This window comes from Bacillus sp. MMSF_3328, assembly GCF_030733525.1.
Lineage (GTDB): Bacteria > Bacillota > Bacilli > Bacillales > Cytobacillaceae > Bacillus_AB > Bacillus_AB infantis.
The window spans coordinates 409,441-428,940 of sequence record NZ_JASHIV010000001.1 but is presented as its reverse complement, the minus strand read 5'-3'; the positions used below and the strand labels follow the sequence as shown (position 1 = coordinate 428,940).

Below are 19,500 nucleotides of genomic sequence, written 5' to 3'. Positions count from 1 at the left end.
TAAGCATTCTCTTTTTTTCCCCGTCTGACAGGCAGGGACTCCTTTATATTTATCCTTCAGATTGGAAAAAAAAATCTCCCATCAATTTATGATAGGAGATTTTATTGAAACATTCAATGATATGAGCTTCTTCTTACACCCAGCCGCGGAATCTGGAGGCTTCAGCTGTTTTGCGGACGCCAACCATATATGCAGCAAGCCTCATGTCCACTCTTCTTGTCTGTGCCGTATCGTAAATATTATTGAATGATTTGCACATGATCTTCTCAAGTTTTTCTTCCACTTCTTCTTCAGACCAGTAATAGCCCTGGTTATTCTGAACCCATTCAAAGTAAGATACGGTCACTCCCCCTGCAGAGGCCAGAACATCCGGCACGAGCAGGATGCCCCTTTCTGTCAGTATCTGGGTTGCTTCGAGGGTAGTAGGCCCGTTAGCAGCCTCGACTACGATGCTTGCCCTGATATTATGGGCATTTTCTTCGGTAATTTGATTTTCGATGGCAGCAGGAACAAGGATATCGCAATCCAGTTCCAATAGCTCTTTGTTGGTAATTGTATTATTGAAAAGCTTGGTTACCGTCCCAAAACTGTCACGGCGGTCAAGCAGATAGTCAATGTCAAGCCCCTCGGGATCATGCAGGCCGCCGTAGGCATCAGATATGCCCACAACCTTCGCACCGGCATCATGCATGAATTTGGAAAGAAAGCTTCCGGCATTTCCGAAGCCCTGTACAACGACGCGCGCTCCCTGCAGGTTGATGCCTTTCTTCCTGGCAGCTTCCCTGATGCAGATGGTGACGCCTTTCGCAGTTGCTGATTCCCTTCCATGAGAGCCCCCTAGTACAAGCGGTTTTCCTGTAATAAAGCCAGGAGAGTTAAATTCATCTATTCTGCTGTATTCGTCCATCATCCAAGCCATGATTTGAGAGTTGGTAAATACATCTGGAGCCGGAATATCTTTGGTAGGACCCACAATCTGGCTTATTGCACGGACATAGCCTCGGCTGAGCCTTTCCAGCTCACGGAAGGACATATCTCTGGGATCACATACAATCCCGCCTTTTCCGCCGCCATAAGGCAAATCGACGATGCCGCACTTAAGACTCATCCAAATGGAAAGGGCTTTCACCTCTTTTTCCGTTACTCCCGGATGGAAGCGGATGCCGCCCTTAGTCGGCCCAACAGCATCATTATGCTGTGCCCGGTAGCCAGTAAAGACTTTAACAGACCCATCATCCATTCTGACAGGTATTTTAACTGTCATCATGCGGATCGGCTCTTTCAGCAGTTCATATACCTCTTCAGGATATCCAAGCTTTTCGAGAGCCTTATGAATAACAGTTTGAGTTGACTTTAAAACGTCATGTTTGTCTTCTTTATTTGTGTTTCCAGTACCGTTCTCGGCTACCATTTGTAAACCTCCTAAAAAAATCACTTTGCATTTTGTCCGTATTCATGACATAGTATACACCTTTGTTTGATTTATGCAAGAAGAAAAATGCACTTTTCGGCATTTTTTGATTACTTGTTGAAAACGCTGTCAACGCTGATATAATGGGAATTTTCAGTTATTTCAACATTAACACTTTTCCCTTATTCGCGTAAAAAAAACGCCATATTTACGATATCTGAAAAATGGGCTCAAAGCTATAGCAAAAAAGTTTATGGACGCACAAAAAGACAGGCTGTCATCATAAAATCCCAACCTGTCTTCTTCTATTGTATTCTCCCGGGAAAATGGTTCCATTCAAACAAAGAGCATCTTCCAGCCTTTGTATTCTCAGAAATAGCGGCTCAGAGTTTCAATTGCGCTGTCCGCAATGACTTCCTTGCCATACTCCAGAAGCCTCCAGCGGGTGATAAGGGATGTGCTTCCATATTCAGCAAGCATACTGGCGAGCTTTTCAGCATCTTCTGCCAGGATATCATCGAACAATAAGTAATAGCGACCCTCCATATGATAGAGATTTCCGCCACTCAATCCCATACCGGCCAGCCTTGTGGAAAGCTGGATGACATCCTCCACATCATTAAAAACAAAAAGGAGATCTTCGTTGTCATCAATTACAACCTGCATGTCAATAAAGCCTTCAGAAAGAAGAAAATCTTCTTCTTCTTCATCCTCCTGCTCCTGCATGGTCACAATCATTACCATGCCCTGGGCCTGCATGGAGAATATCTCCACCGCGACAGAACCCTGAATGTCTACACCAAATTCATCACTGGCTTCTTCGAGCATCTCATGAAAAAGCTGATGCCATTTAAGGGAGTCCTTCCAAATATCTTCCTTTGTCAGGCCCCGTTCTGTTAAGTCATCTAAAGTCAGGAAAATCTTGATTTTATTGTAGTTTAACCTTTCCAAGCGCATGACAATGCCCCCTGCCGTGACCAACTCTTAGTTTAGTGTATGAAGGTTATAAAAGATGGTGAGTCGTCTTACTATTTATTCAGCCGGTTTCAGCCGAAGATGCATAACCTGACTGATCAGGCCGATTCGTATTTTGTTCAGGACATTTGTTCCTTTACCCAGCGTTCCCATTCATCTTTACTATTCCCTAAAATATAGGAGGCATATTTGTCTTTCTTTTCCCGCGGCATCCGCTCCACTGCAAAACCTCCGAGCCCGATGCTCAGTCCTGAATGCTCCGAATACAGTTTCTCAGCTAATTCAAGCGTTCCTTGAAGGTTCTCCTTCATAGTGCAAGAAAAGAACAGAAATTTGGGGTTCACTGTTTCAATGACCACATCAATGTCTTTCTCGGCAATGCTGGCACCAAGATACACAACTTCAAATCCCTTCCTCCTCAGGAACAGCGTGAAAATGAGCAAGCCCAATTCATGCCACTCGTTTGGCCCGCACACAGCCACTGCCTTTGGCAGGATTGAATTATGGGGAAAAGAGTGGAGGATGATGCCGATCCTTGACCGCAGGATAGAAGAAGCAAAATGCTCATGGGCAGTGGTAATCTCGCCTCTTTCCCATAAGTCTCCTATCTTGACCAATAAAGAGCCCAGTATATCAACCAGAACCTTATCAATCGTATATAAACTGAATGCCTGATTAATCAGATCATGTGCTTTGGATTCATCGAATTGAAGCAATGCATCAAGGAGCCTGTCCCCCAGGATTTCAGCATGATTCCCTCCATCCGCTGGAGCTTCAGGGTCTGATTCAAGTACATTATTTTCCAGCAGGGATACTGCCTGGCTGATTGTAAATCCCTGATCGATTTTACTGAGCAGCCATCTCAGCGTCTTGACATGTTCTTCTGTATAAAGGCGATGGCCGGATTCGTTCCGCTTAGGTGCGACCATCTGATAGCGCCTTTCCCAGGCTCTTAAGGTGCCCGGCTGGATGCCGAGCATCTTAGAGACAGCTTTGATGTTATATTTTCCTTCTTGATTGGCCATTTATTATCCTCCGTTTACAGCGTACAGTTCCATACATCCATTATAGGTACCCTTAGGATGTGTGTAAACTTTGTATAGGCTATGGATACCCTTTGTTAAATCAGCCTTTACGGCCAAGACGGACTAAGTGGGTTTCCGCCCTGGCACCGAGCCTCAAAGGAAGCGCAGTAGTTCCATATCCATTGCTGATGAGCAGAGTTGCCCTATCCATTGTTTTTACTTTCCCTTTTTCATAAGGGCTGTAACCTAGAATGTGTATTTGTCCTCCATGGGTGTGACCGCTTAATACCAGCCGGATTTCATGTCTTTTCTCAATCTTCCCTATGATGGAAGGATTATGGCAGGCGAGGATCCTGAAGCCTGATGGCCCGGCATCCTGAAGAGCCAGATCCAGCCGGTCCCTCCCTTTCCCGACATCGTCCACACCCATGAGGATCATGGTATCCCCATTTTCTGCTTCGAAAGAAACAGCTGTGTTATCCAGTATTTTAACACCGCTTTCCAGCAGGAGCGCATCCAGCTCCCTATGATCAAGCTCATAGTCGTTATTGCCCCAGACAAAGTAAGCCGGACCGACTGTTTTTAGTTTTTCAATATTCTCCTTCACTAAGGAGAAGGGCACTCCTTTTTCAGCCAGATCTCCGCCTATTATAACCAAGTCTGCTTTCCCTTTGACCTGTTCCAGCAGCTTATCTGAAACTTTGCGGCGGTGGATATCGGAAATGAAGAAAATTGTGACGCTTCCGAACCCTGCCGGGAAATCTTCAAACTCCAGTTCATTATGTATGACCCTGTCCTGAAAGGCTTCTTTTGCCATATAGCCAAGGAGGCAGGTTCCAATTAACACGAGGATTATGATGATTGCAAAAATATAAATGTCCATACCCGCTCCCAAAGTAACAATCTGTTTTTACCGCTTCCGGTAAAAGTCTATAGAAATAATACCATATAAAAAGGAAAAAATGAAAAGCAGGAATGCCTTCCAAAACCCCATAAAAAATAATCCCAGAAAGCAGACCAGCAAAGCTGTGATGCCGGCTGCGGCCACAAACCTTGACGCTGCCCTGCCATCCAGCCGCCTTCCGCTTTCAAGTCCCGCTTTCAGGCATGAGGCAAAACTCATAAAGCTGATGCTGAAGGCAAATGCAGCTGCCAGGAATTCCCCGGGGCTTAAAAGCAGCTGTGCCAGTGCCGCACCAGGCTTAGCCGGAAGTGAAACAGGCAGCCAAATCATAAATAGAAAGCCGCTGAAAAAACCCGACAGCAGCCTGATCATAAAGAAAAGCACAAAAAAATCCCTCCCACACCAATGTATGAAAGAGGGCAGTGTTTGTGCTTTACTTATCTAATCTTCATGAATATCCAACACCCTGAATCCGGATTCCTCCAGTTTCTTGATGAATTTATCAATATTATCTTTCTTTTCTATTTTCATGACGATCCTGCGGACCAGCTTATCTGTTTCGTCAAATGTAACTAGAGAAATGATATGTTCATGGAAATGCCTGGCAATTTCGGAAAGCCTGGCAATCCTTCCCTCTGTTTCGACCGATGTAAAAGCAATCCTTACCCCGGCACGGTTGGTTCCAAATGCCGATTGAAACTGGACCATAACATCGAAGCGGGTCACTACGCCGAGGAATTTGCCTGATGCATCCACAACCGCAAGGAGCGGGAAGTCTTTAAGGTCAAGGAGAAGCCTTTCAAAAATCTCATTGCCGCGGAGGACCACTTCCCTATGATCCGCAATGTCCCTGACCTTTGTCCCTTCTAAGTATGTCTCTTTTTCCTGATTGGAATTAAAATAGCTTTCATAAATTCCGTACCTTGTGATGATGCCGGCATATTTCTCTCCATCCAGCACCGGCAGGCCGTCGATCTGATGCTTTTCAAGCTGCTCAAGAGCACTTTGCAGCGTCTCATCGGAGCCTATCGTATAGCACGAGTGTTTAGGAATCATAACGCTTTTGACAAACATGGCCATCCCCCCAAAAAAGTAACTGACATCCATATATATTCCCTGTTTTCTGCCAGATTCCTTTATTTTAGGGTGTCTTATTTTTAATTAAAGGCAATTCTGTGATGCTGATCTTTTCCCAGCTATTTATTTTCATGGTAAAGATTAATATCATAGTTTTTTTTCATCATTTCGAATACGATATGACGGTTTTTCCATTCCTCTTCCTTTTTCCAGAGATCCTTGCTTCTGTCCACGATTTCGCATCGCAGTGCATGATATTCCTTTTCAGCCTTGTCCTTTTTCTCCTTAAAAAGATTCATTGTCCCGTAAAGACCTCCTGCTAAAAAGAGCAAATAAAGATTGGCGCTGTTCGATGCGAAGGCGGAAAACATGCTAGCAAACGAATACGAATAGGGTTCCATAACCGTATAATATAAATAAATCAGATAAAAAAAGGACACAAAAACCCCTGCCCACATGACTGCAAGATGTCTGGCTTTGTATTTGTCAAACTTGCGTTTCCGCTCTACTACCTTCTGCAGCATCTGCCTTGCAGCCTGATCTGTCCGCTCATCCAGCATTTGAATTGTTGTTTCCATACAATCCCCCTCCCCTGCCATTATATGAGTTTGTCCGGGGGGATATTCTATCGGAAGGCGGATGGCGCTTGGTCAGCCCCGGCAAGCATAAGACGCATTGTAAATAACTGAGGGTGCCAGTCTCCTTCACTAAGACCCTCTGTTCCCCTTTTTCCCGCATAGAGGGTGCTAGTCCGCTTCACTAAGACCTTCTGGTTCCCTTTTTCCCGCACAGAGGGTGCTAGTCCCTTTCACTAAGACCTTCTGTTTCTCTTTTTTCCTTACAGAGGGTGTTAGTCCGCTCCACTAAGACCCTCTGTTTCTCTTTTTTCCGCACAGAAGGTACTAGTCCGCTCCACTAAGACCCTCTGTTTCTCTTTTTTCCGCACAGAAGGTACTAGTCCGCTTCACTAAGACCTTCTGTTTCCCTTTTTTCCGCATAGAGGGTGCTAGTCCGCTTCACTAAGACCTTCTGTTTCCCTTTTTTCCACATAGAGGGTACTAGTCCGCTGCACTAAGACCCCCTGTTTCCCTTTTTCCGCACAGAGGGTACTAGTCCCTTTCACTAAGACCCTCTATTTCTCTTTTTCCCGCACAGAGGGTGTTAGTCCGCTTCACTAAAACCCTCTGACTCCCTTTTGTCCGCACAGCAGGTTCCAATTCGCTGCAAACAACAAAAAAACCGGCCCTTCAAGGTACCGGCATTACTGGTTTTGCGGTATTTTCAATACTTGTCCCACGTGGATTTCATTGCCGGACAGACCGTTTGCCTGCCTGATGATTTCTATCCCGTCCTGTGACTTGAAGTATTTCATTGAAATTCTGAACATCGTTTCGCCCGGCTGTACTGTGTGTGTAACGAACTCTCCAGAGGTTTCCTTCTGTTCAGGTGCGGGCTTGGCCTGGACCTCACCGGCAGCTTTTTCTTTATCTGCTGTATTTTCCGGTTCTTTCGCACCAGTTTCAACAGCCGCTGCATCAGATGATTTCTCCAGCTCTGAAGTGCTTGAATCCTGTTTTTCTTCTTGGGCGGTATCTTTATTTAAATCTTTTGCCTGCTCTTCGCCAGCTGCAGCTTGTTTCTCCTCTTCCGCCGTTTGCTCCCCTGCTGCCGCCGGCTCATCGGCAGTCTCGCCAAAGTCCACCGTCTCGTAGCTCGTCTTGCTTGCTTCTGCAGCCTCTCCGCCAGGCTCATTGTCCATGGAGGTGTATATGCTGAATATTGCAATGGGTAGCAGAATAAAGAAGATGGCCAGCAGGCTCATGACCGGATATTTCAGCTTCCATTTAGTCTTTTTCTTCTTTTGATGGTGAAGGCTGCTCCTCGGGGGGAGCGCTTCTTTCTTTCTGTCCTTTTGTTCTGTACCGCCGTCTATTTTCTTTCGCAGGCGTTCGGCCTGGTCTCTATAAGGATCCTCTCTGTTCATCCAAATCCCTTCCTGTTTCCTCTATATTGTCCTGCTTCCGATATCTGATGGAGATGCCCAGTAAAAAATCAATCAGAAAATGCATTACGATCGTGACAGCTAGATTGCCTGTCTTTAAATAAATGATCCCGATTAAAAAGCTCAATACGATAATATTGACAAACAGGAACCAATTAAATAAATAGCGATAATGGACAGCTGCAAAGATAATGCTTGAAACCAGCAGCCCGAAGTGAGTCTGAATGACCCCCCTGAACAGCAGCTCTTCACAAAAAGCGACAATAGCTGCAATGACAGCAATATGCAAAGGGTTCCGGTTCCGGAATATCCGTTCATTAAGGCCACCATCATCATAGTAGGAAGCAGGAACGATTTTCATCAACAGCAGGTCTGCCAGAACAACCGCAATTCCGGCACCTGCCCCTATATATAAAATATTTAAATCTTCCCAAAAAAACAAGTCGAAAAAGGAAGAAAAATCATTAAATAATATAAAGCCAAGAATCGCGGATATCGCAAGAAGCAGCAGCTGTGTTGCATACAAGTGGAACAAGAGGTCTTTATCGGATAATTCCTTGATTATTTCCATATGCTTTTTTTTCATTATGATCGCTCACTTATTGATTAGCATTCCGGCAAGGAGTTCTTTCCAGCCAGCCCTGGCCAGTCCGTAAGATTCCTCTGCCTGTCCAAAATATTTTTCCAGATCCAGACCGCAAATATCGCAGCAGGAAAGATTTTCAGGCTTTTTGCCTTCCTGAAAATATTCTGCGATTTTTTCCCTCCGGCATGATTTCGAATGGATCCAGCGGCCCACTTCCGCAATTTGCCCGTTTTTTATAAGGACCCTTCTGCGGAGAAACTCATTGATCCTGCCAGGAAGATTGTCCGCTCCCTCATCACGCAGCCTGTCAGAAAGCTCGATCAGCACCCGCCACTGAATGTCTGTCAGCCCTGCAGGCAGGCGGATTTCTTTTTCATTCTCTGACAGCTCTGAAGCGCCAAGCCCCTGCGTTTTAAGCAAGGAGAAAACGTAATCAACCTGGTGTTCAGAAGGAAGCTCAGCTTCAGCAAGCTGCAGGGGCAGCTGCTCATCACCCGGCGCCCAAAGAAGGACGGCTGCGCTTGCTTTGCCATCCCTTCCGGCCCGCCCGATCTCCTGCAGGTAGGACTCCAGCTGGAGAGGCATATGGAAGTGGACAACAAAACGGATATCGCTTTTGTTGATCCCCATGCCGAAAGCACTTGTGGCACAAACAATGTCAATCTGGCCGTTTACAAATTGCTGCTGGATCAGGATACGGCTTTCCTGATCCATCCCGCCATGGTAGGCCATCACCTTTTTTGAGCATTTCTCTTTTAGAGACAGAGCTGCCTGTTCGGCCATTTTCTTGCTGGAAAAATATATAATCCCCGGTCCGCTGAACAGCTGAACAAGTTCCTGCAGCCTTGATGCCTTTGCCTGGTAGCCGCTGTGCTTCTCGACAGTCAGGCTGATATTGGGCCTGTCCACAGAAGAAATGACCTGCTCACAGCTTTCCACCTCAAGCCTTGAAATGATATCATTTACTGTCTCGGGTGTCGCGGTAGCTGTCAGTGCCAGTGTCAGCGGACTGCCAAGCTGTTTTCTAGTTTCGCCAAGGCGAAGATAATCCGGCCTGAAATCATAGCCCCACTGTGAAATGCAATGGGCTTCATCTACTACAAATAATGCAATCCTCAGCTTCTTGATCATATTGAGCACAGAAGCTGTATTAAGCATTTCAGGAGAAATAAAGATGAATTTAAAGCTCTGAAGGCTGTCAAAAGCCCAGCGCTTTTCCTCAAAGCTTAAAAATGAGTTGAGTGCAACGACCCTTTTTTCACCGTTCATCTTCATCTGTTCTACCTGGTCCTGCATCAAGGAAAGGAGCGGCGAAACGATGAGAACAGTGCCCTCAAGCAAGTAGCCCGGCAGCTGGTAGCAGATGGATTTCCCTGTGCCGGTCGGAAGCATTGCCAGTGTATGCCGTCCATCCAGGATGGAGGAAATGGCCTCCCTTTGCCCTTTTCTAAAAGAAGAGAAGCCGAAATATCTATGGAGCTCTTTTTCAAGCATCATTTCCGTCGCCATACTTGGCCATCACCAGCCTTATTTCAAAATACTCCGCACCGCCTGCCAGCCGCCTGATATGCTTAAGCTGCCGTGACTCGGCATTCATGGCTGCACTCCTGATAAGTTCCTGCTTTTCGGCCTGTACATAGGGATCGATGCTGAACCCCTCTACATTCAGAGCCAGCTCTACAATATGGTCTTCTATTGTGCTTCTTTTAAGTCCCCTTGCCTGAATGATCTTGTCCAGGCAAACACCCTGCTTCAGCATCATATACGTCTTCTGCGCGGACTGTGTCAGCGGAATGGATGACTCTTCGCCGGTAAATAATAACCGGAGGACAGGAAAGCTGCTGCGGTCTTCCATGATGCGAACAATCAGATAGTGCAGGATGGACAGGAAGCAGAACCGGTAATAATCGCTGTCAAAATTCATAGCCTCAGCTGCCTGTTCAGATGTCAGGCCAATATGGCCGGCACCAGTAAGCCTTAGGACAATGATAGAAGGATCGGTCTCTCTGTATGATTCCAGCAAAGCCTCCAGCTCACCATAAAGTCCGGCAGCGAGGGCCTTTTTATCCATCTTCGCTTCGCGCAGGGCTTTTTTCAGCCAAATATGGGCGGCCCTTCTTCTTTGGATCGGAATATAATGTGAATTATTATGGTTAAGCTGGGAAACCACCTGAACGAGCAGCGACAGCCTCTCCCAAAAAAGGGCAGACTTGTCATGAAGCTTCCACCCATTCAATGTTGATGGAATTGGCGTTTTCTGCAGCTGGGCAGCAAGGGCTGAAGCTCCCTCGTCTGTGACCATGTAATGAAGCTCTTCCTTCTCTTGGATCAAGCCTTGTTTTTCCAGATGCTTTATCTTCTCATCAAGATCAGCCCTCCCCAGTGAAGGGCAAGTCTGGAATAAAGCGCCAAGCTGGAATAGATGGGCATCCTGAATTGTCTGCGATGACTTTTTTCCATTCAGCAGATGATAGATCGAATAGATGGTCCTCTCACCGTTCAGCTTGTCCAGACAATATAAAATAATCATTTGCAGATAGTTAATAGGCATAAAATTCACCTTGCTTGTATATTTTTAGCCTTTTTGCTAATATAACACTTTAAAGCGGCAATATATATTACATTTTTAAGCAGCCTGTTCCTTTATATTATTTTAACATGTTTAGAAATAACCAGGCTGTTTTAAAACATGCACACAGGGTATTAAATGTTGCAAACCCTGATGTGATAAGCATTCTCAATACATTTTCTATTGAAAAGTAAAGAAAGCACACTTACAATAGGTGTATGAGGAAAGAGTTTCCGTACGGCAGAAAGCGGAAACGGCGACTATTTCGGTTAATTGATTGGGAGGTTTTTTACATGGCAAAGTATACAATTGTTGACAAAGAAACATGTATTGCATGCGGCGCATGCGGAGCTGCTGCTCCAGATATTTATGATTATGATGATGAAGGCATTGCATTTGTTACACTTGATGAAAATGAAGGCATCGTTGAAATTCCTGATGTATTAATAGACGATATGATGGATGCATTTGAAGGCTGCCCGACTGATTCCATTAAAGTTGCGGATGAGCCGTTTGAGGGCGATGCCCTTAAATTTGAATAGCAGACACTGAAAAACAGCCTCCTTTTCGAGGCTGTTTTTTTATGTTTTGTCTCCCGCCGGACACTAGGCATGCTTTAGGAAATCGGTCTTGCAAAAGCTGCCGCAGGACAAGGTGTTCACTGTCTGCATCCTATGGATTCAGGCTCTTTTCGCTCTTTCTCTTGCCTGACTTTAAATTTGCACATAAAAAAAACTGCAGTGCAGGCTGCAGTTTTTCCTTTATTTATGCAGCACTGCGGTATGCAGACTGCTTATTGATCCATGGGTTCATTTTGGCAAACAGAAGCATGAAGATCCCGGTGATGATCAGGCCTTTTACGATGTTGAACGGCAGGATGGCTGTTACAACCATTGTGCGCGTTTCAGGCGCTGACATGGCAGGCATGTTCAGGAACAGCGTATAGGCAGGCAAAATGATGAAATAATTCAGGATGCTCATCAGCACTGCCATGATGAAGGTTGAAATGACCAGGGCAGCTGTCATGCCTTTATTCGTCCTCAGTTTATTGTAGATATAATAGGTTGGAAGCACGAAAAGGATTCCGGCAGCAAAGTTTGCCAAATGTCCTACCGGTACACCGGTGGCGCTTCCTGTCATAAAATAATCCAGTACATTTTTAAATAATTCCACAAGTATCCCTGCAGCCGGACCAAAGATCAACGCAGCAATCAATGCAGGTATGTCGCTGAAGTCAATCATTAAGAATTTCGGAAACGGCGGTATTGGGAAATTCAGCAGCATCAGTACGTATGATATGCTGCTCAGCATTGCAATTGAAACCAAAGCTTTAATAGAAAATTTCTTCATGTTGTTCCTCTCTCCTTTTTAGGATCCATCTCACCTAAAGAAGAAAGGTTCGGCAAAAAAAGCCAGTGCCATTGAAATAGAAATCCCCCAAGCAAACTGCTTGAGGGAGAATTTACAAAGGCAAGCTTAATAAACGTTCAATTCCTGCATCTTTTGAACGTTTGCAGAACCTCCATCTTCTCCCATCCAGACTGTACTGTCGGCTTTGGAATCTCACCAAATCCTGCCCAATAAAACAGGCTCGCGGGCTTAGAGCAACTTGCCTCATCACCGCCGGTCGGGAATTTCACCCTGCCCCGAAGATAGACCATATTAAATTATATTTGAACCCCTAATTGGAATTCTGAATTTATTATACTGAAAAAAAACCCTCTTGTGAAGAAAATTGCTCTAACTTTTTGCCGGATCCCTTAGTCCCCACTCAGATCGTCACTATGGACCTTGATGCCCGCTTTGCACTAACTACTTCTTCTCAAGCGCCCGGATAAATTCCCGCATATAATCCGGAAGATCAGGCGGCCTCCTGCTTGATACAATATGGCCGTCCGTTACAGCAGGCTCATCAACCCAGATTGCTCCTGCATTCTCCATATCATCCTTGATTCCCGGGGTACTCGTGACTGTGCGGCCTTCAAGGATCTTTGCAGATATAAGCACCCATCCTGCATGGCATATCTGTCCGATCGGTTTCTTCGCTTCATCCATTTCCCTGATGAGTGAAATAACTTCCGGGAACCTCCTGATTTTATCAGGCGCCCATCCGCCCGGCACCAGGATGGCGTCATAATCATCAGCGGAGATCTCTGAATAGGCATAATCGGACTTCGCCTGGACCCCGTACTTCCCCAGATATGTTTCATTCGCTGTTTCACCTGCCAGCTCTACAATGGCCCCTTCTTCCCGAAGCCGCAGAATGGGATACCAAAGCTCCAGGTCTTCAAACTCGTGATGTACCAGGCTGATAATTTTTTTGCCTTCCAATCTCATAAATAAGCACTCCTTTTTTCATGGTTACAGTCATTCTACCCCTAATCTGCCTGCATGTCTCCCCTCCGGCCCTGGCCCCCCGGCAGATTTAGGCTTTTCCTGGCTTTTTTTGCCGAATCCCAACTTGTTTTGTCATGAGGGAAGGAATGTCTTCCTGTTTGCAGTATTTGTAAGATAAAGGAGTGATGAAAATGAATACAAATAAAGCTGCCAGCTCTTTGGGAGTATCGCCGAGCACAATCCAGCGCTGGGTTAAACAGTTCGGTCTTGAAGTCGGAAGGAATGAACTTGGCCACTACCATTTTGAGGAAGATCAATTAGAAATCCTGAAAGATATACAATCCCAGATCCAGAACGGTGCCCTTGTCCATGAAGTAAAGCTCTCGGTCCAAAAAACACCGGAAGTGAAGCAGCAGAATGAGGATCACTCTGTTCAAATAAAGGAATTGGCAGATAAGGTCACCCAGCTGGATTCCCGGCTTGATTCCAAGGCTGATGATGTCGTTTCCTACCAGCTGCTGCAGCACCGCCGTGAAATTGAAGATCTGAAGACCCAGCTGCTGCAGATGGCTGAAAAGGTAGCTCAGCTCGAAGCTTCATCACAAATTGCTGCTTCTGATCAGCTCCCCGTTTTTGATCATCCTTCGATCAAAAGAAGCTGGAAGAAAAAGAATATTATCAGCATGCTTTTCGGTTTTTGAGCACGCCAGGGGCGGTGCTTTTTTTTTTCAAAGCGGCAGACTCGCACGTCAAGCTGACGCTGCTGAAGCCTTTAGAATAAAAGCCTGCAGTCCAGGAACCGGGTCTGGCTGGAATGTATTGCCAGGGTCAAAGGCTCTTCTTTTTTGTGCTTGAAGTAAGGAATCAGGTACTCTGCCGGATCTATGGGTGCTTGACTCTCCAGCAAAATGACAGTCATGTACTCATTCAGGCTCCTGGGATACATAAACACTCCCCAAATCGGGCAGTCATGTACTCATTCGGGCATCTGCGTTCCTTAATAGAACAAGGCTTTCCCGCATTTCTAAAAAAAAACTTTTTATTTCTCCGATCCTGTGATAGTATTGTAAAAAAATATTGGGCATTGAAAAGGTATAGTAATGTATTTCTCCCTGTTTTAGAGAGCCGGTGGCAGGTGAAAACCGGTACAAAGAAATGGCATGAATTTCCCCTTGGAGCATTTTCCGTGAACTCTTGGATAAGAAAGCGGAAAACGGTAGTGTATACCGTTATCAAACAAAGTGGTGAAGATGTTTTCACAAAAATGGGTGGTACCGCGATATAATCGTCCCTGCTGTTAAGCAGGGGCGTTTTTTATTTTCTGTGCCTGGAATTTTCTTCACAATGAGGGTGGTACCGCGAATTTTTTTCGTCCCTGCATGAAATTCATGCAGGGATTTTTATTTGCTTCAATGCCCGCTGAAATAATCTTTAGGAGAGTGATAGTATGGAAAAACAAAAATGGGGGACAAAAATCGGGTTCATCCTATCTGCTGCCGGCTCTGCGATCGGTCTCGGCGCTATCTGGAAATTCCCGTATATGACAGGGATCGGCGGAGGCGGTGCATTCTTCCTTGTTTTTATTCTGTTCACTTTATTCATTGGCCTGCCCATCCTGCTTGCCGAATTTGTCATTGGCAGAAGCACTCAAAAAGAGGCAGTTGCAGCCTATAAAACAATTGCTCCAGGTTCACTATGGCCATGGGTCGGCAGAATGGGTGTTGCCGCCTGCTTCCTGCTCTTATCTTTTTATAGTGTCATTGGCGGGTGGATCCTTATTTATCTCTGGTATGCCCTTTCCGGAAAGCTGTGGACCGAGGGGCTGAACTTTGAGGCTGTCTTTGGCGAAGCCATTTCCGACCCGATGCTTGCTGCAGGTGCCCAACTGGTTTTCATCCTGCTTTCGGTTCTGATTGTCAGCCGGGGGGTGCAGGGCGGCCTTGAAAAGGTCAACAAATATTTTATGCCGGCATTATTCATCATGTTCGTGGCTTTGATTGCACGGTCATTGAGCTTTGATAATGCCATCGAAGGAGTCAAATTCTTTTTGCAGCCAGACTTTGGCAAGATGACGCCTGATGTGTTTCTATACGCCTTGGGGCAGTCCTTTTTCTCGCTGTCTGTAGGCGTGTCCGTAATGGTGACATACAGTTCCTATCTATCCAAGAAGGAAAATATCACAAAAGCTGCTTTCTCAATCACAGGGCTGACGCTCCTGATTGCTCTTCTCGCAGGACTGGCGATTTTCCCTGCCATTTTCTCTTTTGGCATGGAGCCAGAAGAAGGGCCGGGCCTTCTGTTCATTGTACTTCCGGCCATATTCAGCAAAATCGCCTTCGGGGAGTTCTTTTTCATACTCTTCCTGCTGCTGTTCTTTTTTGCTGCTTTGACTTCGGCTATTTCCATGCTGGAAATCAATGTGGCGGCTGCGGGCAAAAAGGCAGGCAGAACAAAGGCGAGCATCCTTTTCGGACTGCTGATATTTGCAGCCGGCATCCCTTCCGCCCTGTCTTTTGGCGAATGGAGTGACATCCTGATCTTCGGAAAAACGTTCTTTGATTCAGCCGACTATCTTGTCTCTAATATCCTCCTGCCTCTAGGTGCCTTATTCATTACTATTTTCGTTCCCTGGCGGATGGACAGGAACACACTGGTCAAAGAACTGCAGGCAGGATCCGGCATGGCCCGGCGGCTGTTCGCCTTCTGGCTGCTCCTGCTGAAATACGCAGTTCCTGCAGCCATTATCATTGTTTTCCTGAATGGAACAGGAATAATAAAATTTTAGGCTGAATGCCAGGGATTTCCCTGGCATTTTCTTATGCTATTCAAAAAGCATCACTCAAACCTGAAAACTTCTTTTATAATAAAGCGTTTACATCCAAACAAGAACGTTTTGCCTCATTGACAGAAAATTGTTCGTCTTGTAAAATTATCAGAAAATTATTATAAAGCAGGTGGATTGGCTATGTTTCAAATTCTTGTTGCAGATTCAATCAGCGGAGCAGGATTGCTTCCTCTCACTGAGATGGAGAATGCCCGGCTGATACAAAAAAAGACAGATGACCCTGAAGCAGATCTGGAAAATATAGATGCCCTTTTGGTCAGGAGCGCCACAACAGTGGACTGTGAACTGCTCGATAAAATGCCAAGACTCCAAATTATTGCAAGAGCTGGTGTCGGGGTCGACAATATTGACGTTGCTGAGGCTACTAAAAGAGGGATCGTGGTGGTCAATGCCCCTGATGGAAATACCATTTCCACTGCAGAGCACACTTTTGCAATGATGGCTTCTTTGATGAGGAATATCCCCCAGGCCCACCGGACCGTCAAAAATCTGGAATGGAACAGAAATAGCTTCATTGGGAATGAGCTATTCGGAAAGACACTGGGCATTGTCGGCATGGGCAGGATTGGTTCTGAGCTGGCCAAGCGCGCTAAGGCCTTTGGCATGTCCATTTCTGTTTATGATCCTTTCTTGACGAAAGAACGGGCTGCCAAGCTTGCCGTTGAAAGCCTTCCTCTCGAGGAAGTGCTGAAAAAAGCGGATATTATCACTGTCCATACTCCACTGACCCCTCAGACAAAGGGCCTGATTGACGCCAAAAAAATAGAATTGACCAAAAAAGGCGTTTATTTCCTTAATTGCGCCCGCGGCGGGATCATCAATGAAAAGGATCTTGCAGAATATATCAGGAACGGGCATATTGCAGGTGCTGCCCTTGATGTTTTTGAAGAGGAGCCTCCCTTCGATAATCCGCTCCTCAGGTTTGACAATGTGATTGTAACCCCTCATCTCGGCGCTTCAACAAGGGAGGCACAGCTGAATGTCGCAACACAGGTAGCCGAGGAAGTCCGGCTTTTTCTGGAAAATAAGCCTGTCTCCAACAGCATCAATCTTCCGGCGATGTCGAAGGAAATCTATGATAAAATACAGCCTTTCCACCAGCTTTCCAAGCAAATCGGCCTGATTCTTTCACAGTGCGTGACTGAAGGGGTCCAGGAAATTTCCATCACCTATTCCGGGACTGTCACAGAGCTGGAAACTTCTTATCTGACAAAAGCCTTATTATCAGGTTTTTTCAAGAACCGCATAGATATTCACGTGAACGAAGTGAACGCGCTTTTAACTGCAAAAGAACGCGGCATAACAATCGGTGAAAAGATATCAGTGTCAGGATTCGGCTATGCGAACTGCATCTCCGTTGCAGCGAGAAACGATAAAAGCGAATTTATTGTCAGAGGGACATTCATTGAAAATTACGGGCCGCGCATCGTATTCCTGAATGGATTCAATATTGACTTCCTTCCCGAGGGAGAACTTCTTTATATTCAGCATATGGACCGTCCAGGGGTAATCGGGCGGGTAGGAAAAGTCCTGGGCGACCATTCCATCAATATCGCCGCCATGCAGGTAGGGCGGAAAGAGGCCGGCGGTGAAGCCATCATGGTTTTATCATTTGATAAGCCTCTTGGAGAAAGCTCGTTCAAATTGCTTGAAGGCCAGGAAGATATCGTTTCGATCAGGAATATATCTCTATAGCAGCACAAAAAGAAGAAGATGGCGGAAACCGCCATCTTCTTTTTCCTCTTCAGCCGATCGGATGCTCAACCCTTTCTCCCTTGGAAAAGGTCATGATTTTCTCATAACCCGCTTCTCTTGCCAGCAGGAGCGCCTGATCAAAATCGGCGCCTACATCCTTCGGAAAGTGGGCATCGGATGACAGGACAATCGGAATGTTTTTCTCATAGCATTTCCTTAAGAGCCTCGGATCCGGGTAAAGCTCCCCTACAGGCTTCCTCAGCCCGGCTGTACTGATTTCGACACAGGTTTTTGATTCAGCAAGGGCATTTACAGCCCTTTCATACTGCTCCAGCAGGAATTCTTCATCCTGCGGTACATATTTAAATATTTTCACTAAATCGATATGGCCGATGATATCGAAGAGATTGGACTGGGCAAGGGTGACGACCTGGTCAAAATAGGCTCGGTATACTTCATACAGATCCCTTTTGTCCCATTCATGCCTGTATTCTGAAAGGTCAATCCCAAAATCCCCGATCCAATGGATAGACCCAATTATGTAATCAAAGTCATAGCCCATGATAAACCGGCGCATTTCATCATGCTTTCCCGGGGTATAGTCCATTTCGATCGACATCTTCACATCAATGCCGCTGTTCCAGGCCTCCCTGAAAAGCGCAGTATAATCATTCATATCATAATAGCGCCTTTCATCTACCCATGGATTCCTCAGTATATCTGCAGTCTGATAGAAATGGTAGGCATGCTCGGAAATGCCGAAGTGGGCAATTCCTTTTTCCTCGGCTTTGTCTGTAAATTGTTTTAAATAATCAAGCGTCAAAGTGCCTTTTTCCAGGTGATTATGGTAATCGGTAAGCAAAGTATCCCCTCCCCAATTTTATTCATTATACTTCGGGAGAGGACAGGCTTCAATCTATTCTGTGAATTATCCGGCAGAAAGAATATCTCCGGGATGAATGATGTCATCTGCCAGACTGTTTGCTTTTTTAAGCTGTGATACTGTGGTCCCCAATTTGGCTGATATAGAATACAAAGTATCTCCGGTTTTCACTTCATATACTGGTGCAGCAGCTTCTTTGCCCTTCTCATGGCTCCTGGAAGCAATCATCAGCTGCCGCAGCCTGAGCCTATGCTCACGCGCCTCGGCAGCGGGCACTGCCGGAGGCTTAAGAATGGAATTTTTCATTGTTTCACTGGCTGCTGTACCTTTCCTCCCGGCACTTTCGTCATTTCTGCCTGCAGCGGCGAAGGGCTGTCCATTATCATCTGCTAGCAGCAGGCTGGCCGTTTCAATAGTATTGGAACCTTCTGCAGGCTGCACTGAACTGACGGCCGAACCGATCTCAGTTTCTCCTAGTGCAAGGAATGGATCGACAGCGTTCTGCTTATCGTATGTCCATTCTGATATATGTACTTCGAAATGAAGATGGACACCAGAGGAATCCCCTGTATTGCCCATAGTGCCGATTGTCTGGCCCTGCAGCACCTTTTCCCCTTCTGCTGCCTTTCTCTCCTGGAGATGGGCATAAACGGTCTCAGTGCCATTCCGATGCTTAATAAATATTACATTCCCATAAGAATCAGAATAATAGGATCTGGTCACAATGCCCTCCTCTGCTGCATAAACCGGTGTACCGGGGGCTGAAGCGATATCAATTCCTTTGTGTGCGCCATTCCGGGTGCCAAAGCAATCAGACAGGACACCATCTGCCGGCCATTGCCAGCCTGAAGCAAACACTTCATCATGCAGTTCTGAAGCCTGCGGCTGCCTGCCGCCGATGAAAAGCAGGCTAATGAATACCAGCACAAGCCATGCTATTAAAAACCTTCTTATATAATCTCTCATATGATCCTCCTTGCCATTTCAGCTTTACTTTCCCACCGTATGACAGCATGTCCTATATTAGAACCTCCGTGTCCGGAAATCTTATTATTCCTGCACGATTTCCCGGGAGAAAACACAGCCATTATTATGCAATTACATCAGGCGGTTTTATACATGAAAGAATATTAAGGTTATTTAGGAAAATGCAAAGGCAGGTGAAGCTGATAGACCGTAATCAAAGAAGAA

19 protein-coding genes, 1 riboswitch and 1 other annotated feature are annotated in these 19,500 nt (G+C 45.8%); of the genes, 4 read left to right on the top strand and 15 right to left on the bottom strand.

Annotated elements, in window-relative coordinates; genetic code table 11:
• Window positions 1-133: 133 nt before the first annotated feature.
• From RBB45_RS02155 to RBB45_RS02105, 11 genes are all read right to left on the bottom strand, one after another.
• A complete protein-coding gene (locus tag RBB45_RS02155) occupies window positions 134-1,411 on the bottom strand; it encodes a Glu/Leu/Phe/Val family dehydrogenase (RefSeq protein ID WP_009794817.1) in 1,278 nt (425 codons plus the stop codon).
• Between the two features lie 369 nt (window positions 1,412-1,780).
• Window positions 1,781-2,368 carry a genetic competence negative regulator gene (locus RBB45_RS02150; RefSeq protein ID WP_022544143.1) on the bottom strand — a complete coding sequence of 196 codons (588 nt, stop codon included), beginning with the start codon at window positions 2,366-2,368 and terminating at the stop codon, window positions 1,781-1,783.
• A gap of 137 nt (window positions 2,369-2,505) precedes the next feature.
• A complete protein-coding gene (locus tag RBB45_RS02145) occupies window positions 2,506-3,411 on the bottom strand; it encodes a MerR family transcriptional regulator (RefSeq protein ID WP_022544144.1) in 906 nt (301 codons plus the stop codon).
• A 100-nt stretch (window positions 3,412-3,511) separates the two neighbouring features.
• On the bottom strand, window positions 3,512-4,294 hold the full coding sequence (locus tag RBB45_RS02140) for a metallophosphoesterase (RefSeq protein ID WP_009794814.1): 783 nt from the start codon (window positions 4,292-4,294) through the stop codon (window positions 3,512-3,514).
• Window positions 4,295-4,321: 27 nt separating this feature from the next.
• Window positions 4,322-4,699 carry a hypothetical protein gene (locus tag RBB45_RS02135; RefSeq protein WP_306009051.1) on the bottom strand — a complete coding sequence of 126 codons (378 nt, stop codon included), beginning with the start codon at window positions 4,697-4,699 and terminating at the stop codon, window positions 4,322-4,324.
• Between the two features lie 57 nt (window positions 4,700-4,756).
• On the bottom strand, window positions 4,757-5,389 hold the full coding sequence (locus RBB45_RS02130; RefSeq protein ID WP_306009050.1) for a CBS domain-containing protein: 633 nt from the start codon (window positions 5,387-5,389) through the stop codon (window positions 4,757-4,759).
• A gap of 122 nt (window positions 5,390-5,511) precedes the next feature.
• Window positions 5,512-5,970, bottom strand: a complete 459-nt coding sequence (locus RBB45_RS02125; protein ID WP_094767139.1) for a YpbF family protein — start codon at window positions 5,968-5,970, stop codon at window positions 5,512-5,514.
• 683 nt (window positions 5,971-6,653) lie between these two features.
• Entirely contained in the window at window positions 6,654-7,376 is a 723-nt protein-coding gene (locus RBB45_RS02120) for a LysM peptidoglycan-binding domain-containing protein (protein WP_009794809.1), read from the bottom strand.
• Window positions 7,354-7,980, bottom strand: a complete 627-nt coding sequence (locus tag RBB45_RS02115; RefSeq protein ID WP_009794808.1) for a CPBP family intramembrane glutamic endopeptidase — start codon at window positions 7,978-7,980, stop codon at window positions 7,354-7,356. The genes RBB45_RS02120 and RBB45_RS02115 overlap by 23 nt, the downstream gene beginning before the upstream one ends.
• A gap of 9 nt (window positions 7,981-7,989) precedes the next feature.
• Window positions 7,990-9,489 (bottom strand): RecQ family ATP-dependent DNA helicase, encoded by a 1,500-nt coding sequence (locus RBB45_RS02110; RefSeq protein WP_306009049.1) that lies wholly within the window; start codon window positions 9,487-9,489, stop codon window positions 7,990-7,992.
• Window positions 9,467-10,531: a YpbB family protein gene (locus tag RBB45_RS02105; RefSeq protein ID WP_306009048.1), complete on the bottom strand. Its 1,065-nt coding sequence runs from the start codon at window positions 10,529-10,531 to the stop codon at window positions 9,467-9,469. The genes RBB45_RS02110 and RBB45_RS02105 overlap by 23 nt, the downstream gene beginning before the upstream one ends.
• Window positions 10,532-10,842: 311 nt before the next feature.
• On the opposite strand from RBB45_RS02105, the gene RBB45_RS02100 reads away from it, so the two are divergent.
• Window positions 10,843-11,091: a ferredoxin gene (locus RBB45_RS02100; protein WP_009794805.1), complete on the top strand. Its 249-nt coding sequence runs from the start codon at window positions 10,843-10,845 to the stop codon at window positions 11,089-11,091.
• A 223-nt stretch (window positions 11,092-11,314) separates the two neighbouring features.
• On the opposite strand, the gene RBB45_RS02095 is transcribed toward RBB45_RS02100, so the two are convergent.
• Both RBB45_RS02095 and RBB45_RS02090 read right to left on the bottom strand, forming a co-directional pair.
• A complete protein-coding gene (locus RBB45_RS02095; protein WP_022544148.1) occupies window positions 11,315-11,899 on the bottom strand; it encodes an ECF transporter S component in 585 nt (194 codons plus the stop codon).
• A gap of 170 nt (window positions 11,900-12,069) precedes the next feature.
• A riboswitch (FMN riboswitch) is annotated at window positions 12,070-12,207 on the bottom strand.
• Between the two features lie 154 nt (window positions 12,208-12,361).
• Complete coding sequence (locus RBB45_RS02090; RefSeq protein ID WP_009794801.1) at window positions 12,362-12,886, bottom strand: type 1 glutamine amidotransferase domain-containing protein; 525 nt, start codon at window positions 12,884-12,886, stop codon at window positions 12,362-12,364.
• A 191-nt stretch (window positions 12,887-13,077) separates the two neighbouring features.
• On the opposite strand from RBB45_RS02090, the gene RBB45_RS02085 reads away from it, so the two are divergent.
• The 3 genes from RBB45_RS02085 (at window position 13,078) to serA (ending at window position 17,426) form a co-directional block, all read left to right on the top strand.
• Window positions 13,078-13,587: a MerR family transcriptional regulator gene (locus RBB45_RS02085; RefSeq protein WP_022544149.1), complete on the top strand. Its 510-nt coding sequence runs from the start codon at window positions 13,078-13,080 to the stop codon at window positions 13,585-13,587.
• A 374-nt stretch (window positions 13,588-13,961) separates the two neighbouring features.
• Window positions 13,962-14,182: a binding site (T-box leader), on the top strand.
• A gap of 151 nt (window positions 14,183-14,333) precedes the next feature.
• Window positions 14,334-15,671 carry a sodium-dependent transporter gene (locus RBB45_RS02080; RefSeq protein ID WP_009794796.1) on the top strand — a complete coding sequence of 446 codons (1,338 nt, stop codon included), beginning with the start codon at window positions 14,334-14,336 and terminating at the stop codon, window positions 15,669-15,671.
• Between the two features lie 180 nt (window positions 15,672-15,851).
• Complete coding sequence (gene serA, locus RBB45_RS02075; RefSeq protein ID WP_009794795.1) at window positions 15,852-17,426, top strand: phosphoglycerate dehydrogenase; 1,575 nt, start codon at window positions 15,852-15,854, stop codon at window positions 17,424-17,426.
• A gap of 49 nt (window positions 17,427-17,475) precedes the next feature.
• Here serA and RBB45_RS02070 read toward each other — a convergent pair whose 3' ends face one another.
• Together RBB45_RS02070 and RBB45_RS02065 are read right to left on the bottom strand one after the other, a co-directional pair.
• Window positions 17,476-18,288, bottom strand: a complete 813-nt coding sequence (locus RBB45_RS02070) for a histidinol-phosphatase (RefSeq protein ID WP_306009047.1) — start codon at window positions 18,286-18,288, stop codon at window positions 17,476-17,478.
• 66 nt (window positions 18,289-18,354) lie between these two features.
• Window positions 18,355-19,275, bottom strand: a complete 921-nt coding sequence (locus tag RBB45_RS02065) for a peptidoglycan DD-metalloendopeptidase family protein (RefSeq protein ID WP_306009046.1) — start codon at window positions 19,273-19,275, stop codon at window positions 18,355-18,357.
• Window positions 19,276-19,500: the final 225 nt, after the last annotated feature.

What these genes read in the sequence shown, in the direction of transcription:
- RBB45_RS02155 (WP_009794817.1), bottom strand. Translation starts at nt 1,411, where the DNA reads ATGGTAGCCGAGAACGGTACTGGAAACACAAATAAAGAAGACAAACAT.
- RBB45_RS02150 (WP_022544143.1), bottom strand. Translation starts at nt 2,368, where the DNA reads ATGCGCTTGGAAAGGTTAAACTACAATAAAATCAAGATTTTCCTGACT.
- RBB45_RS02145 (WP_022544144.1), bottom strand. Translation starts at nt 3,411, where the DNA reads ATGGCCAATCAAGAAGGAAAATATAACATCAAAGCTGTCTCTAAGATG.
- RBB45_RS02140 (WP_009794814.1), bottom strand. Translation starts at nt 4,294, where the DNA reads ATGGACATTTATATTTTTGCAATCATCATAATCCTCGTGTTAATTGGA.
- RBB45_RS02130 (WP_306009050.1), bottom strand. Translation starts at nt 5,389, where the DNA reads ATGTTTGTCAAAAGCGTTATGATTCCTAAACACTCGTGCTATACGATA.
- RBB45_RS02125 (WP_094767139.1), bottom strand. Translation starts at nt 5,970, where the DNA reads ATGGAAACAACAATTCAAATGCTGGATGAGCGGACAGATCAGGCTGCA.
- RBB45_RS02120 (WP_009794809.1), bottom strand. Translation starts at nt 7,376, where the DNA reads ATGAACAGAGAGGATCCTTATAGAGACCAGGCCGAACGCCTGCGAAAG.
- RBB45_RS02115 (WP_009794808.1), bottom strand. Translation starts at nt 7,980, where the DNA reads ATGAAAAAAAAGCATATGGAAATAATCAAGGAATTATCCGATAAAGAC.
- RBB45_RS02110 (WP_306009049.1), bottom strand. Translation starts at nt 9,489, where the DNA reads ATGGCGACGGAAATGATGCTTGAAAAAGAGCTCCATAGATATTTCGGC.
- RBB45_RS02105 (WP_306009048.1), bottom strand. Translation starts at nt 10,531, where the DNA reads ATGCCTATTAACTATCTGCAAATGATTATTTTATATTGTCTGGACAAG.
- RBB45_RS02100 (WP_009794805.1), top strand. Translation starts at nt 10,843, where the DNA reads ATGGCAAAGTATACAATTGTTGACAAAGAAACATGTATTGCATGCGGC.
- RBB45_RS02095 (WP_022544148.1), bottom strand. Translation starts at nt 11,899, where the DNA reads ATGAAGAAATTTTCTATTAAAGCTTTGGTTTCAATTGCAATGCTGAGC.
- RBB45_RS02090 (WP_009794801.1), bottom strand. Translation starts at nt 12,886, where the DNA reads ATGAGATTGGAAGGCAAAAAAATTATCAGCCTGGTACATCACGAGTTT.
- RBB45_RS02085 (WP_022544149.1), top strand. Translation starts at nt 13,078, where the DNA reads ATGAATACAAATAAAGCTGCCAGCTCTTTGGGAGTATCGCCGAGCACA.
- RBB45_RS02080 (WP_009794796.1), top strand. Translation starts at nt 14,334, where the DNA reads ATGGAAAAACAAAAATGGGGGACAAAAATCGGGTTCATCCTATCTGCT.
- serA (WP_009794795.1), top strand. Translation starts at nt 15,852, where the DNA reads ATGTTTCAAATTCTTGTTGCAGATTCAATCAGCGGAGCAGGATTGCTT.
- RBB45_RS02065 (WP_306009046.1), bottom strand. Translation starts at nt 19,275, where the DNA reads ATGAGAGATTATATAAGAAGGTTTTTAATAGCATGGCTTGTGCTGGTA.